We start from the raw sequence: 15534 nt of genomic DNA, 5'->3' as shown, positions 1-15534 counted from the left end.
ACAAAAAGACACTTCGGTGTCTTTTTTGTTTCTGATAGAAAAAATATCCTTGACCTTAGAGTTAACTCTAAGGTTTATAGTTAATGGTGAGAGTGAATTCAAACCTAACATTTAACAAAGGAATATCTCATGTGTACTACTCATAAATCGACACACAGCCATGATCATAAGCACAACCCATCAAGCTCATGTTGTGCAACGCCAAAAATATCAACTATCAAAGCAGAAAGTGCTACTACGGATTGTTGCAGCGGCGTTGATAAACCAACGAGTTCTGATTCATGTTGCGGCTCAGATCCTGGAGAATCAGACCCCTTAGTTGTCATTCCTCAAGTATCCGAGAAAGGTACGTTATCTCGTAGCTGGTTAATTTCTGAGATGGATTGCCCAAGTTGCGCGGCAAAACTAAAAAAAGCCATTCTTGCCATTCCAGATGTAGTTGATGCGAATGTTGTTTTTGCAACAGAAAAACTTACAGTAAGAACAAAAGATGAATCAGTATTTGATGTGGTTGAAAGTGTTGCTAGAACCACAGGCTTTCCACTAACGGATATGAATGCAAAAAATGCATCAGAAAATGTGGCTCAACCATTTTGGAAAAAGAACGCATTGTTATTGCTATTGGTTGCTTTTTTAGTAATTGCTACAGGCATTAATATTGTAAACAAAGAACTGGGAACGATTGCATTTACCGTTGCAGGACTGTTTGGTTTGATTCCGATTGGTCGTAAAGCCATTCGTTTGGCAAAAAATGGTTCACCATTCTCAATTGAAACGCTAATGACGGTTGCTGCTATTGGTGCAGTGTATCTAGGTGAAACCGTTGAAGCGGCAATGGTCATCTTATTGTTTATGTTAGGTGAACAGTTAGAAGGCTATGCATCAGCAAAAGCGAGAAGTGGTGTTAAAGCATTAATGGATTTAGTGCCAGATACCGCTCTACGAATTAATAGTGATGGAACCAAAGAAGAAGTTGCAGCCTCTGAATTGAATGTAGGTGATCGTGTGCAGGTGAGCCCAGGTGACCGATTAGCGGCGGATGCAATTTTACTTTCTGAGTTTGCATCGTTTGATGAAAGTGCTTTAACAGGGGAATCTGTACCTGTTGATAAAAAGGCAAACGATCCATTGATGGCAGGTTCTATTGTTAATGATCGCGTTATTGAGATTCAGATTACTTCAGCTCAAGGTGAAAATGCCATTGATCGTATTCTTCACCTAATTGAAGAAGCAGAATCACGTAAAGCACCATTAGAGCGTTTCCTTGATAAATTTAGCCGTTGGTATACTCCGGCAATGATGGTGCTGTCGTTATTGGTTATCATTATTCCACCACTGATGTTTGGTCAGTCATGGGATACATGGATTTATCGTGGTTTAGCTATGTTATTGATTGCTTGTCCCTGTGCGTTAGTGATTTCTACGCCTGCAGCGATTACTTCTGGTTTAGCAACGGCTGCAAAGCGTGGTGCATTAATTAAAGGTGGCGCAGCTCTAGAAGAGTTAGGTCATATCCAAAATATCGCATTTGATAAAACAGGCACATTAACACAAGGAAAACCAGTTTTAACCGATATCCGAGTATTAACTGAAACCGAAACGGAAGAAAGTATTTTACTTCAATCAGCTGCGGTAGAAATGGGATCGTCTCATCCGCTAGCAAGAGCTGTTGTAGTTAGAGCGCAAGAGCAGGGGCTAACGGTTATTGAAGCAGATAATCGTGAGACCGTTGTTGGTAAAGGCATTAAAGGAACGGTTAACGATCAACATATTGAATTGTATGCACCTCAACAATTTGATGGTGAAGTTATTCCTGAAATTGAAAGCCAAATCGCCTTCTTAGAGCAGCAAGGTAAAACCGTTGTTCTGGTTCTGATTAATGAGCAGATCTCTGGATTATTAGCATGGCGTGATGAACTCCGCGCTGATGCTAAAATGGCTGTAGAAAAGTTGGTTAAATTAGGAATTAAACCAATCATGCTTACTGGTGATAATGAGCGAGCAGCAAAAGCCATCGCTGCGGAGTTAAATATTGACTATAAAGCAGGTTTATTACCTTCAGATAAAGTGAAGTATGTTGAGCAATTAACCGCTAATGCGAAAACGGCAATGGTAGGTGATGGCATTAACGATGCACCAGCAATGAAAACCGCATCTATTGGTATAGCGATGGGAGGGGGAACCGATGTTGCTCTTGAAACAGCAGATGCTGCGTTAACGCATAACCGCTTAGAAGAGCTTGCACCAATGGTGGCACTATCAAAAGCAACACTAAGCAATATTCGTCAGAACATTACCTTAGCGCTTGGTTTAAAAGCTGTCTTCTTAGTGACTAGCTTGTTTGGTATTACCGGTTTATGGGTTGCGGTATTAGCAGATAGCGGCGCAACAGTTCTCGTTACTTTAAATGCGCTTCGTTTATTACGCTTTAAAGAGAAAGAGTAATAATATACAAATGAATTTAGTGAAGTAACTCAAATTAAAGCGCTCGTATTATGAGCGCTTTTCTATTTTTATGTGATGCCAATCGATTTTCTTTGCAAGAATGTAATGTGAAAGCATGTCATTTGAGGTCTTTGTCACATAAAGCCGTCATTTAATTGGGTAAAGTAACTTCATCAAATCAAATATAACTAATTTAATTAACGCGGCCCTACAAAACCGCAAGGAGCTAACCATGACAGCAGCAGTATTCCATTTAGGCGTAACAAAAGAAGATCTTCAAGGTGCAGAAATGGCGATCATCCCAGGTGATCCAGCACGTGTTCAGAAAATCGCAGAACAAATGGAAAACCCTAAGTTTTTAGCAAGCCACCGTGAATACACAGTGTACTTAGCTGAATTAGATGGCAAGAAAATTGTTGTATGTTCTACAGGTATTGGTGGTCCATCAACATCGATTGCGGTTGAAGAACTTGCTCAACTTGGTGTTCGTACTTTCTTACGTGTAGGTACAACAGGTGCAATTCAACCTCATGTGAATGTAGGTGATATGATCGTTACTACAGGCTCAGTTCGTTTAGATGGCGCAAGTCTTCACTTTGCTCCAATGGAATTCCCTGCAGTTGCAGACTTTGACGTTGCAACTGCAATGCGTAAAGCGGTTGTTGATCAAGGTGCAAATGTACACACAGGTGTAACAGCATCAAGTGATACCTTCTACCCAGGTCAAGAGCGTTACGACACATTCTCTGGTCGTGTTGTTAAGCGTTTCCAAGGTTCTATGCAAGAATGGCAAGACATGGGCGTATTGAACTTTGAAATGGAATCAGCGACGCTATTAACTATGTGTGCAAGCTCTGGTTTACGTGCTGGTTGTGTAGCAGGTGTAATTATTAACCGTACTCAAAAAGAAATCCCAGATCACGCTACGCTAAAAGAAACAGAAGCGCGTTCAATTAAAGTGGTAATTGAAGCGGCTCGAAATCTTCTATAATAGAAAGAGCATAAATAAGTATAGAATGCCGCTGGTTCATAGAGAATCAGCGGCATTTTTTATATGAATTGAAAAGCATTAAAAAAGGCCCACAACAGGGCCTTTTTAGTATCAGAGAGGATCTTAATCGAAAATATTAATGACCACCGGCCGCTAAGAACCAGTTAAGAAGATGTTTTTTAAGATCGCCTAATTCATCAGGGCCGATAATCGCCAAGCCTAAGTCTTGTGCGCGCATAATGTCGTTATTACGTAGAGGACGGAAGCTAACAAGCATTGCACGAGCTTGCAGTCCACCAAGTAAATCACGTAATGATTCTAATTTGTATAGCGTATCATCACCATCATCACGCATGCCTTTGGTTTTACATTCAATGATATGCAGTTTGTTATTTACGATACTAACCACATCAAGTTCATTACGAACGTCTTTTTCACCAATTTCCCGATGCACTTGAACATTTAACGAGTGGTCTTGCAGAGTTGGTAAATATTGCTGAATATCGACAACCGTGTTGTGAACCAATATTTCAAGCCATTCACCATTGGCTAAACGACGAGCTTCTTCGCAATCAAAAGTGAGTATGCCATTTTCATACGTAGCTAACCCTGTTTCAACAAGATCAGTTAGTAGCATATTAAGTTCTTTATAGCTCTGTTGTTTCTCTGTTACTTCAACATCTAAACGTTGTTCTTTACGACAAGTGGTGGCTAAATAGTTTAATGTTGCTAAGCCCGGGCCTAACTCTAATGCGTTGCTTGCCCAGCGTTGGCATAGTTCTCTTAAGCGCTTATCGATACTTTCTGGTAATTCAGTTTCTGAAAACTCACAGCGAGCCCCAAAAATAGCAAGATAATCACTCAAGCGAATATTATCAGCAACGTGTTTTTGTTTGCGACCATCTGGGTATAACCAACATAATTTGTCACTGTATGGCTCTACAACAAAGATTGGCCAATGATATGAACGGAACACTTCATAGGCAGAAAGAAGACGGTGACGAAGACCACAACTTGCATTTAATTTGATGTCACTAAAGTGAAGTTTCATTTCAGCAGCAAGTGCTTGCAATGATTGCTTGATTGCGTGGGTATCAACAATATTAGGGATTTCAAAAAAATCAGAACTGATCCCTTTATATTTTAGAATTGACTCCAGTCGATGGAACATCTCTTTTTGAGTTTCATCGCCAATGAACACCATGTGTTCGCCTTTCACCGATAAATCTAAAAGTGGGGTGATTAGACGTACGGGGTCTTGATCTAAAATGCCAACATGCGTAATCATTTAATAATTCTTGTAATGGCGATTACACATAAATGGAAGCAAGAAGGCATGTGTAATCTTTCGTTATATTTATGGTTTTGAATAATTTTGACTATTCAATACTACTGTTATGAGGGGGAGGATGATAAAAATCAAGCTATTGTTAGATATTCTTATTTGGGCTTAATAAAAAAAGACGATAGAATAGAGGCACATGCCTTACTATAGAAAGAGTTTATGAGCTATTTACCTTTAGATGAATACAATCGCAAGTGGATTTTTACTCATCAATCAATGCCTGTTGATGATGCCTTGCTGCCTTTAATTAAACCATTCACTCAAGCAAAATCAGCTCAAGTTTGGAATGACTTTATTAGTAGTAATAGCCCTACGGCAGATCATTTTGGCTCAAAAGAGTGGCCAATGAAGAAAAGCTCGTGGACAAATGAAATTGATTGGCAACACCGCTGGGACAGCGATAATGAATCATTACCTGAAGAAGTGCTAGAGTTTATTGATTGGTCAGATGAAGTAACTATCTATTTTTGTTATGAGAAATATAACTTAATTGAAACCTCATGGGGAACGTTTAAGAAAACGTGGAAGAACTTCTTATTTTATGATGACTTACCATTATTAATTGGTAAGAAAAAATCACAAGTCTTATGGTTTAATTCTAAGGGCAAAGTGAAGTTAGGAACAAGAAGTTAGGCTAGATTCGCCATTTTATTTAAAAGAAAAGCTCATTGTGAAGGCAATGAGCTTTTTTTGTATATTATACCCGATTAATTGAAATAGTATGTTCGGGCGCATGAATTTCAAGATAATGAGAAAAGCTATCCAATTCATGTTTTAAGTTTTCGGTGTCGGCTTTATTTAAATGGATGATAAAACGTTGAAACTCATTGATATCCAATATCTGTTTATTATACATAATCCATTCAATAATCAGCTCTTGTGGAACAGAGGCGATATCACTTAACCTCTTAGCTGCATTGCGTAATTCTCGAGTACCGAAACGGGACCAACCAACAAAATAAAGTAACACTATGATCGCCAATATGGCGCTTTCAATCATAAAAGTTACCTTCAAAATGTGATGATTTCAGTATACTTGAATCAAATGCAATTAGAAGAAGAATAAGATGATGTTTGCACACCTTTGACAGTGGTGTGCAATTTTTCACCAAAGATATTCATTTCTCATATAACAAATTAAAGCATTAATGAGAATTCATCTAATTAATTAGACGTAAGCCTGCAGGTAATGCATCACCAAATAAGCGTTTAGAATCCGCTTCTGTTAATGCTTGTTGACTTGATACTAGTCCAATCCAACTTTGTGGGCAGCGTTCTTTTTTCAATTTATCAATGATCTTTTCTCGATAATCATCCGATACATCTAGGGTTCTATCTCCAGTTAAGCGAGCCATCATGACAGCAGCAAAACCAGCCATTGGTTGTTCTTTCCAGTCTTGTTCTAATAATGTTGGTAGCCACTGAGAGATTTGACTTGGAGGCACTAAATTATGTTGGCTACCATAAAATGGTGAACGTGAACAAATTCGACCTAAAGCCCACCAGTGCACCTGCGGTTGGTTACCATTTTTTGCATGGCCTAGTACCCAAGAAGCAATTAACATTTTATCTTCTACATCGAGGTGTTCTAGTGCTGCAGCTAGGCGAACCATTGCCTCATAACTTTTGTTACTGGCTTCTTCCAATGTTTTTGGGTTGCGCAAAGAACCTGGATGTAGGTATTTTGCCATATCAGCTAAAATCGTTTCTTGTTGCTCTTGGTTTAGACCTCCAGAAATTCGACGCCAGAATGTCCACCAGTCGTTCCAAGATTGTTTCGACTCGAATTGAATGCCTTGTTGATAGGTTTCCCATGCTTGAGATATCTTCCATTCATCGGCAGGGTAGCCAAAACCAGGACGCAGAGCAAAACCTGTCATTTTTAACCAGTTTTGTTCATGTTTATCAGAACGGCGGCGACGTTTTTTACTGTCAAGTAATGCGGTTGCTAGTTCCCGTGAGGTAATTAAATCCCATGATTCACGTTTACCTATCAGCTTCTCTATGTTTTTAGAAAAGGCTTTAATGGCATTTGGGTTTTGTTTGCTGCCGCCATAAGCCTCTTTAATACTTGCTATAGCATTCGGTAGACGAGGAGGAAGGCTAATTTGATCCGCAAGGTTAGCACTTTTATTGGAGGCTTGATTACGTACTTCAAATTCGACTAACCAACGCAGCGAATCGTCTTCAACAGAAACGCATTCAATTTTAATGGTTCCGACTTCTGTAAATTGACAAGCGAGAGTTACTTCAACGCGATCTTTCTGGTTTGCGTGCAGTTCATCTTTTGATTTACTTGATTCAAGTGTTACTACGTAAGGAGGTAAGCTAACAAAACTAGGGTCGGATAACTCAGTGATCATTCCTGAGGTCGCAAGTTGACCTTTTGTTGTTGAAAGCAAATTAAATCGAACTGGTTCGCCTAAAGTTAGTGAGAAACGACGACTTGTCATGCGAATTTCTTCGCCTTCTTCACTGCCTTTTGCCAATAAACATAAACCTTGAGGCTGTTTATTTTTCTCTTCTAATTGCAAATAGAATGAACGAGCCGAACCACCGCCAATCTTTAACTGTGCACCATGACGTGCTTTACCATAAGCAACGGCACCGTAAGCAACAGCCAAATCAGGATGAGGGTTAGATAGTTGAGTGACAGTGTCACCTTTCCAGTTATTCATCAATTCAAGTGAACGTTCAGCTAATAGCGGACTATTAAATACGCCGCCATTGAGTAACAGACCCACAGGTATAGCACGGTCGTCATGATTAGCTAATTCCGCATCATCCCAACCTAATGCTTTTGCAGAGACTTCTTTATGGTTATCTAAGAATTGAGCTAGGTGTTTACTGATCGCAGGATCTGATGCGTAAGGTAAGCCAAATTCAACAACAGCAGTTTGACGCTGATTTGGACGGTCACTAAAGTCGGTCAGTGGTAAGAATCCATCCAGTGCGATCTGATGTACTTCTTCTTTGGTTAACTCAACTTTGCGGCTGCCACCTAATAGTTTAGAGCCTGACCCCAGAAGAGTAATGTGACCAGATTCAGGGGCGTTAGCAGATAGCAAACGTTCTTTGGTTTTGCGAGTTTGTTGGATAAGTTTGGTTAACGCGGCTGCCGTCATTTTCTTACCGCTATCTAAACGCTGTTCAGCTAAATGCGCTAAGGCTAAATCGATGTTGTCGCCGCCTAGCATTAGGTGATCACCCACACCGATACGATCAAGAGCTAATTCGTCTTTATTAAAACGTGCTTGGATTAAACTTAAATCGGTAGTACCGCCGCCTACATCGCACACCACCATTAACGGGATGTTCTTTAAAATGTCTTTTGCAGTATCTTGATGATGGTGGTACCAGTCATAACAAACGGCTTGTGGTTCTTCCAATAGAATGATCTTATCAAGACCTGCCAGTTTTGCTGCTTCGATAGTAAATGAGCGAGCACTTTCATCAAAAGAGGCTGGTACAGTAACAACGACTTCTTGAAGCTCCATTGGAGCGTCTGGGTGATGATAATTCCACGATTGGCGTACATGGTTTAAATAGCTTGCACTGGCAACAATAGGTGACACTTTTTCGACATCATCTGCGCCTGCCCAAGGAAGAATATCAGAGGTGCGATCAACTTTGGTATGAGATAACCAACTTTTAGCACTCACGACTTGGCGACCTTCTACTTTTGATCCCAATTCACGGGCCCATTCACCAATGATGGCGTTTTTTATCTCCCCCTCAATTGTCTTTACATTCCAAGGCAGCGTCAGATCATTTTCAGTGAGCTGACTTTTTGATGCGTGGTAACGAAATGATGGAAGTAGGGGTTTACGAGCCACTTCACCCGGTCCAACCAATTGGTCGATATTGAAGATTTCAATTGGGCTAGTTTCAATACCAAGAGAAATATCAGTATAAGCAACAACGGTGTGAGTAGTACCAAGATCGATACCAATTAAATAGCGATTAGAAGAACTCATAAAAACCCCGACGTAATGTTAGTCTTGTAGCTGTTAGTAATACCAATATCAATAATGAACATCTAATTAGTTACATTGGTATAAGAAGGCAACAGCAAAAATACAAAGGATATATAGTAAAAGAGTTCAGCCTCCATAACGGTGACTGAACTCTTAAGATGCGTAACTAGCGAAGAATAATATTTAAATTACGCTTCACGAACATCGAACTCAACGTGCCATTTCTCACCGCTGTCAGCAGCAATAGCTTCAAGATAAAGAGTACCAAGTTCAGTCACTTTAGAGGCTAAACGAACAGGCACCACTTCACCTGCTGTGCGGCCTTCAGTAACAGGTAATGTCACTTGAATTGCAGGTAACTCTTCTAGCTCTTCTGGCATCCAGAAATCCAAATGTGTACCGGCTTGGTCGTCACGACGAGTCGTTGAACCATAGAACTTAAATTGCACCGGTTGGCCAATCACCAAACCAAATTGTTGGCTAGGTACATCGGCGTGCGAGCCTTCTTCCATACCAAATGGAGCAACACACAATGCTTCCATTGGTGGTTCCATTCCAGGAATCGCAGGCATAGAGCTTTCGATACCAACATAGTAACTTGATGCAATGCCACCACGGATACGAACACCCTTACCGGTACGAACAGAGCCGTAGTAAGAAGCACCAGCCGCAACAGCTAAATCAAGGTCAAGACCTTCAAGCAGTTTTGCGTCTTCCGCTTCGCCATCGATTAACCACTGATTAATAATGCCAAGTAGACGCTCTGCAAGTAGGTTTGATTTTAGAACTCCACCATTTAAAAGAATGGCCGTTGGTTTAATAAAATCGGATTCGTTTTGTTGACCAAATACTTCATCAGTTGCTGCTTGTTGACGTGTTAAGAAACTAGCAAGGTGACGAGTTACCGCTGCATCTTGTGCATAAGGAAGACCCATTTGAGTTAATGCACCACGTGCAGATTGAACTGGGTGCTCAGTCACAGGAACAACAGGGAAGAAGCCTTCAACCAAAGTTTGTTGAACTTCTTCTTGAGTTAATTCAGTTTGTAGCGTGCCACCTAACAATTTAGAACCACGGCTAGGAACCACAATTGGCACTGCGCGTAATTCAGCATCATTAAGAAGGGCTTCTTTAGCATCACGACAGGCGTGAGTCATCACTTGAATTTGCCAAGGTTGCAGTTGCTTACCTTCTTGCGCTAGCTTCATTTTTAAACGATAAGCTAGGGCTAAATCCATGTTGTCGCCACCAAGAAGAATATGATCACCTACCGCAACACGGTTTAGGCTTAAATTACCTTCTTCTTCAGTAACCGCAACTAATGATAAATCCGTTGTACCACCACCGATATCGACAACTAAAATAACATCGCCAACCGATACTTGGTCACGCCATGAATCATCGTTATTTTTGATCCAGCTGTATACCGCTGCTTGTGGCTCTTCTAAAAGCGTTAAGTTACGGAAACCAAGATTATTTGCCGCTTCTGCTGTTAAATCACGCGCAGCAGGGTCAAATGATGCAGGTACTGTAATTGTAATGTCTTGTTCATTTAGAGGGTGCTCTGGGTTTTGGTGATCCCAAGCGTTTTGTAAATGCTCTAAATAACGCTTTGTTACTTCAAGAGGTGACGCTTTGATCACTTCTTCAGGGCTGTTTAATGGTAAGAAGGCTTCACGACGGTTTACGCCACCGTGACATAACCAACTTTTCGCACTCGCAATTAAACGAATTGGCGTTTTGCTTCCAAGGTTACGAGCTATGCTACCAACAATTGCGTTTGGCTTGGTTGTCCAAGGAAGGCTTGTATCACCTTCTAATAGTTCAGCTTCATGTGCTTGATACATGAAAGAAGGCAGCTGCGATTTTTCTTCAACTTGACCTGGGGCGGTTAGTTGAGGGATTGGCATTACTTGAACGCTTGCGTCTTCATCATGTAAATCCACATAAGAAAGAACACAGTGAGTTGTACCTAAATCGATACCAATGCTGTATTTAGCTTGTTCCATTACAGTTCAACCTCTGCTGGAGCAACGATTGTTGCGTCATAACCTTCAGCCAGCTTTGGTAGCTTCACTTCCGCAACTTTCCAACCACGGTGAATTAATGTGCCATTAAATGGAGCTTCACCAACTACATTACCCGTTAGACGAATTTCCGATGGGTTAAAACCAGCAGGAATAGATAAACGAGACTCTTCTTCCTCAGTACGAACTGGAGTAAGAGTAAAGTAGTCAGATAATACTTTTTGGCCGCCTTCATGAATAACACGAGCTGCAGCACCAACTTCTGCATCTGCGAAGCCTTTTAGGTCTTCTTGCATAAAGTCGATAAAACGTGCTTCTTTTTGTAATAAAGCCAATAGTTGTAAAGCAGATTCAGGCGTTGATGCTTTTACTTTTGGCTCAACTTCGATGATTTTCTCAATGATCTTTTCAACTTCAACGACTTTTTCGATTTCGACGATTTTTTCTACAGGTTTCTCAACTTCGACGATTTTTTCGACTTCAACTGTTTTTTCGATCTCTACCGCTTTACCTTTCTTCGTTATGTACAATAATGCAAATAGAGCAGATGTACCGAACAGGACAATGTGTCCTAAATCAAAGGTAGAAGGAATAGCATTCAAGTCAAAATTCATAATTCATTCTCTATATTCTAGGGTGCTTAGCACCAAACGTTTCTAACTAAATTGTGGCTAATAGTAGCATATTCAAGGGATAAGAGATAAAAAGAAGGGCAATCAAAGCGACTAATATATGCTGAATGATGTAATTTTGAACAGAATGAATCAAATCTGAGTAATAAAAATTAAATATAGGCTTTTGGTTTCGAAAATTTTAAAATTTTATTAGAATTAAAGGGTTATCAACCGTTGGAGAGCAGAGTGTTTAAGAGTAATTACTTTTATGTAATGACCAGTTTTTTGTTAGCTCTATCTCTAGGTCTATTAAGTATGAGGTTCGTTTATCTATCCGATTTGGATAATAATCAAAAGAACTTCTATAAAGAAGCAGATAGACAGTCAGCGCTGCTTTCGATGTTAATAGAGAAAGATATTGATTTTATAGGTGCGGGGGCAAACTTCTATCAAGTAGGCAGTAAAAAGGATTGGTCTCAGTTTCCTTTGTTTGCGGATTCATTATTGCATCGTTCTAATAGTCTTATTTCACTTCAGTGGATGGAGAAAGTGGAAGAAAAAGATATTGATGATCATTTTAAACAAATACATAAAAATTATCCCTTAGCTCGATTATATACCGTCCCAAAAGACCAGCCTAAAACCTACGGTTATGTGATGAAAAATCATGAGCCCATTTATATCGCAACAGATATCTATCCAAGAGATGAGAAAAACTCACCTCTAATTGGATTTTATTCATCGAGAGAGCGTTTTAATCTTGTTGTCGAAGAGTTTTTAACAACGGGGCGGCCGAGTGTTTCAGATAAAATTCGTTTGTTAAGAGACAGTCTTGATCAGATTGCTCCGAAAACAGGCATGCTAGTTTATCACCCAGTATTTACTTCAGATAAAACATCGTTAAAAGGGGTAATGGTTGGAGTAGTTAGGATCACAAGCTACTTTGATCGCTTAGTTAATTCTACTTCTTTAGGTGAGGAATTAGTTGTTCGTATTATTGATACGGGATTTGATGCAGGTGATGATCCTATCATGTACCAAAGCAGTACATGGAATAATTTTAAAGGAGTTGATTATACAACTAGCGTAAAAATCGAAAATCGGCTTTGGAAAATTGAATATAAAGCTGACAATAAATTAAACGAATATCAAAGACTCACGTTGATCTGGTTATTTTTTGGTATTTTAACGATTTCAATGCTGATTGCGGCACTAACTTCTGTTGTTACTCGAGATAAACAACGAATTGAAAATCTGCTCGAAATTAGAACCAAAGAATTACGTTATATGGCAATGCATGATGATCTTACTGGCTTATTAAATCGTCGTGCTATACGTGATGTGATTAGTCGCTATATTGAAACAAAAAAATCCTTTGCTTTGTTGTGTTTTGATATTGATAAATTTAAACAAATCAATGACACATATGGTCATCCTGAAGGGGATGCAGTTTTGCGACATATTGGTCACTTAATGTCTGAAACATTGGGAAATAATGCCTACGTATCACGTCTTGGAGGTGATGAGTTTTCTATTGTGATGAAGCTGAATAGTATCGATGAACTAACGTTAATTTCAGAACAAATTCATGATCTTGTAGCCACATCTCCAACGGTGCTTAATGATTTCGATATCGCTCAAACTATCAGTCTTGGTGCTGTTCTTTGGCAAGGAGAAACTCTTGAAGAGTTGTTGAAGGCTGCTGACCAAGCGTTATATCAAAGTAAAGCGATGGGGCGTAACCAAGTTACCATTCGAGGCTGAATTTTCAGCAATCAACTTTCATAGTGTCGCGCTTAGCGCGGAGTTTAGGTAGAATAGCGCTTCGCTTTTTATTGTGTACCAAGGATCTTCATGAACTTTAATCGTATCGTCTGTTTTGATTTAGAAATGTGCTGTTGGAATGAAAATGGCAAAGGTAGAACAGGGGAGATCATTGAGGTTGGTTTAGCTGAAATTGATCTTACAAAAGGTGAAGTGGTTAAGCGTGCGCAGTATTATGTAAAACCAGAAAAAGATGAAATCTCTCTATTTTGTGTTGATCTTACAGGTATCTCTCCACGTAAAATTGAAAAACAAGGCCGTCCATTAGCTGATGTATTGAAGTCCATGGTTAAAAACTTTGGCGGAACAAATAAAATTTATGCTGCGTGGGGACATGATGAACAAATCCTTGAAGCGGAATGTAAAGCTAAAGGTATTGAAGTTCCATTTAATGAGTTTTTAAACCTTGCCACTATCTATCGAATTCGTTCGCGTAAGAAAAACGAGCGAATGGGGCAACGTAGAGCAATGGAAGAATTGAATATCGAATGGGAAGGCCGTCAACATTCAGGGTATGTTGATGCGTATAATTTGGCTCAGTTAGCATTGAAAATATTGTAAAAGTTGGAAAATAAAAAAGGAGCCGATGAGCTCCTTTTTTGTATTTGTTAATACTAAATTCGTATTATTTGTTATCGCGTTTGTATAACTCAGTGAATGAACGCTGATAAGCATTTGCGATTTTTGTCATGATATTTTTAGCCATAGCGCCACCTTTTAATCTGATAAATAAACGAGATATTTCGTCTTTGTATGGCGCGCATTATAGATATTAATTTAATAATTTCTAGCTAGTAAAATTGTATTTTCAGATTAGTTTTTCTAATGCAATTATTTTTTATTTGAAGAGTGAATGTAAGTGGGATACTTATAAAAAGCAGCAATAAAAAAAGGAAGCCAATTTAGCTTCCTTTTCGGTTTAACATCTTTGATTAAGCTTGTGCGCTTTCTACCTGTTCATCGGTACTTTTCTGTCCTAATACTCGACTTGTGATTGTACCTGCTGTCATTGCTCCACTTACATTTAGTGCGGTACGAGCCATATCAATCAATGGTTCGATAGAAATAAGCAGTGCAGCAATAGTAACGGGTAATCCCATCGCAGGTAACACGATTAACGCTGCGAATGTTGCTCCGCCACCAACCCCTGCAATACCAAATGAACTTACCGTGATAATCGCAACTAGAGATAAAATGAAATGTCCGTCAATCGGGATTCCCACAGTCGGTGCAACCATTACCGCCAACATTGCAGGGTAGATACCAGCACAACCATTTTGACCAATTGTCGCCCCAAAGGTCGCTGATAAATTAGCAATTGCTGGTGGTACTCGTAGTTTTGTAATTTGTGCTTCAACATTCAGTGGAATCGTTGCTGCTGAGCTACGAGAGCTGAATGCAAATGTCAGTACCGGCCAAATCTTTTTAAAGTAATCAATAGGACTAACACCTACTAGTGATACCAATAAGCCGTGTACAACGAACATTAATAAAATAGCGATATATGAAGCTACGATGAAACCAAGTAGGTTTAAAATATCGGCCGCATTTGATGTGGCAACCACTTTAGTTAATAACGCTAAGATACCGTAAGGGGTTAGAGCCATAATCATTTTAACTAATCGCATCACGATTGACTGTGCAACATCAACAAAAGTATTAATAGGCGCAGCTAGCTCTTCCTTTTCTTGACTCACTTTACGAGCCGCAATACCAGATAGAATGGCAAAAATAACAACTGCAATGATAGATGTTGAGCGAGTTCCAGTTAAATCAGCAAATGGATTGGTTGGGATAAAGCTAACTAGCATTTGAGGAATACTTAAATCACTCACGCTACCAATACGAGACTCAAGTACAGCAACACGAGCTGTTTCACGAGCACCTTCTGTTAACCCCTCAGCAGTTAAGCCGAAAGTATGAGTAACAGTGATACCAATAAGAGCGGCTATCATAGTAGTAACAAGTAAAACACTAATAGTTACGCCACTGATTTTTCCTAGTGAACCTGATTTATCCAGTTTAACCACTGCGGCAAACATAGAAACAAGCACTAGAGGCATTATTACCATTTTAAGTAGACCAACGTAACCACTGCCTACAATATTGACCCAATCAAGTGTTGTGTTAATTACGTCGCTGCCTCCACCGTATACTAGGTGAAGCCCTAAGCCATATAAGCTACCAGCAACAAGACCAATCAAAACTAATCTCGATAATGTATATTCTTTACGTTGCTGTGTATTGAGAAAAAAGATGAGGCCGATAAATACGGCTAAATTGATTATAATGGCTAATGACATACTGCATT

At 39.6% G+C, this 15534-nt stretch carries 11 protein-coding genes; 5 read left to right on the top strand and 6 right to left on the bottom strand.

Annotated elements, in window-relative coordinates; genetic code table 11:
• Positions 1-129 precede the first annotated feature (129 nt).
• Both AVFI_RS07970 and udp read left to right on the top strand, forming a co-directional pair.
• Complete coding sequence (locus AVFI_RS07970) at positions 130-2445, top strand: zinc/cadmium/mercury/lead-transporting ATPase (protein WP_188863616.1); 2316 nt, start codon at positions 130-132, stop codon at positions 2443-2445.
• A gap of 232 nt (positions 2446-2677) precedes the next feature.
• Complete coding sequence (gene udp / locus AVFI_RS07965; RefSeq protein ID WP_005419708.1) at positions 2678-3436, top strand: uridine phosphorylase; 759 nt, start codon at positions 2678-2680, stop codon at positions 3434-3436.
• Between the two features lie 136 nt (positions 3437-3572).
• On the opposite strand, the gene AVFI_RS07960 is transcribed toward udp, so the two are convergent.
• Positions 3573-4724 carry a DUF1887 family protein gene (locus AVFI_RS07960; RefSeq protein ID WP_005419707.1) on the bottom strand — a complete coding sequence of 384 codons (1152 nt, stop codon included), beginning with the start codon at positions 4722-4724 and terminating at the stop codon, positions 3573-3575.
• Positions 4725-4940: 216 nt separating this feature from the next.
• On the opposite strand from AVFI_RS07960, the gene AVFI_RS07955 reads away from it, so the two are divergent.
• Positions 4941-5414, top strand: a complete 474-nt coding sequence (locus tag AVFI_RS07955) for a DUF2947 domain-containing protein (protein ID WP_005419704.1) — start codon at positions 4941-4943, stop codon at positions 5412-5414.
• 64 nt (positions 5415-5478) lie between these two features.
• Here the strand turns inward: AVFI_RS07955 and AVFI_RS07950 are convergent, their stop codons facing one another.
• From AVFI_RS07950 to AVFI_RS07935, 4 genes are all read right to left on the bottom strand, one after another.
• Positions 5479-5781: a hypothetical protein gene (locus AVFI_RS07950; RefSeq protein WP_017019850.1), complete on the bottom strand. Its 303-nt coding sequence runs from the start codon at positions 5779-5781 to the stop codon at positions 5479-5481.
• Between the two features lie 160 nt (positions 5782-5941).
• Positions 5942-8758, bottom strand: coding sequence for an Hsp70 family protein (locus AVFI_RS07945; protein WP_188863615.1), 2817 nt, complete (start codon positions 8756-8758; stop codon positions 5942-5944).
• Between the two features lie 188 nt (positions 8759-8946).
• Positions 8947-10767: an Hsp70 family protein gene (locus AVFI_RS07940; RefSeq protein WP_017019852.1), complete on the bottom strand. Its 1821-nt coding sequence runs from the start codon at positions 10765-10767 to the stop codon at positions 8947-8949.
• Positions 10767-11399: a DUF2760 domain-containing protein gene (locus AVFI_RS07935; protein WP_011262095.1), complete on the bottom strand. Its 633-nt coding sequence runs from the start codon at positions 11397-11399 to the stop codon at positions 10767-10769. Before AVFI_RS07935 ends, AVFI_RS07940 begins: the two co-directional genes overlap by 1 nt.
• A gap of 246 nt (positions 11400-11645) precedes the next feature.
• Between AVFI_RS07935 and AVFI_RS07930 the strand changes: the two genes are divergently transcribed.
• Both AVFI_RS07930 and AVFI_RS07925 read left to right on the top strand, forming a co-directional pair.
• Positions 11646-13163, top strand: coding sequence for a sensor domain-containing diguanylate cyclase (locus tag AVFI_RS07930; RefSeq protein WP_054775701.1), 1518 nt, complete (start codon positions 11646-11648; stop codon positions 13161-13163).
• Between the two features lie 90 nt (positions 13164-13253).
• Positions 13254-13784 (top strand): 3'-5' exonuclease, encoded by a 531-nt coding sequence (locus tag AVFI_RS07925; protein WP_005419687.1) that lies wholly within the window; start codon positions 13254-13256, stop codon positions 13782-13784.
• A gap of 371 nt (positions 13785-14155) precedes the next feature.
• On the opposite strand, the gene AVFI_RS07920 is transcribed toward AVFI_RS07925, so the two are convergent.
• On the bottom strand, positions 14156-15526 hold the full coding sequence (locus AVFI_RS07920; protein ID WP_065641269.1) for an L-cystine transporter: 1371 nt from the start codon (positions 15524-15526) through the stop codon (positions 14156-14158).
• Between the last annotated feature and the right edge of the window lie 8 nt (positions 15527-15534).

It is taken from the genome of Aliivibrio fischeri ATCC 7744 = JCM 18803 = DSM 507 (assembly GCF_023983475.1).
GTDB lineage: Bacteria > Pseudomonadota > Gammaproteobacteria > Enterobacterales > Vibrionaceae > Aliivibrio > Aliivibrio fischeri.
Note: the sequence above shows the minus strand (reverse complement) of the source record. Positions and strands in the feature narration are given on the sequence as shown.

Excerpts from the sequence above, each read along its gene's own strand:
- AVFI_RS07970 (WP_188863616.1), top strand. The coding sequence starts at position 130 with ATGTGTACTACTCATAAATCGACACACAGCCATGATCATAAGCACAAC.
- udp (WP_005419708.1), top strand. The coding sequence starts at position 2,678 with ATGACAGCAGCAGTATTCCATTTAGGCGTAACAAAAGAAGATCTTCAA.
- AVFI_RS07960 (WP_005419707.1), bottom strand. The coding sequence starts at position 4,724 with ATGATTACGCATGTTGGCATTTTAGATCAAGACCCCGTACGTCTAATC.
- AVFI_RS07955 (WP_005419704.1), top strand. The coding sequence starts at position 4,941 with ATGAGCTATTTACCTTTAGATGAATACAATCGCAAGTGGATTTTTACT.
- AVFI_RS07950 (WP_017019850.1), bottom strand. The coding sequence starts at position 5,781 with ATGATTGAAAGCGCCATATTGGCGATCATAGTGTTACTTTATTTTGTT.
- AVFI_RS07945 (WP_188863615.1), bottom strand. The coding sequence starts at position 8,758 with ATGAGTTCTTCTAATCGCTATTTAATTGGTATCGATCTTGGTACTACT.
- AVFI_RS07940 (WP_017019852.1), bottom strand. The coding sequence starts at position 10,767 with ATGGAACAAGCTAAATACAGCATTGGTATCGATTTAGGTACAACTCAC.
- AVFI_RS07935 (WP_011262095.1), bottom strand. The coding sequence starts at position 11,399 with ATGAATTTTGACTTGAATGCTATTCCTTCTACCTTTGATTTAGGACAC.
- AVFI_RS07925 (WP_005419687.1), top strand. The coding sequence starts at position 13,254 with ATGAACTTTAATCGTATCGTCTGTTTTGATTTAGAAATGTGCTGTTGG.
- AVFI_RS07920 (WP_065641269.1), bottom strand. The coding sequence starts at position 15,526 with ATGTCATTAGCCATTATAATCAATTTAGCCGTATTTATCGGCCTCATC.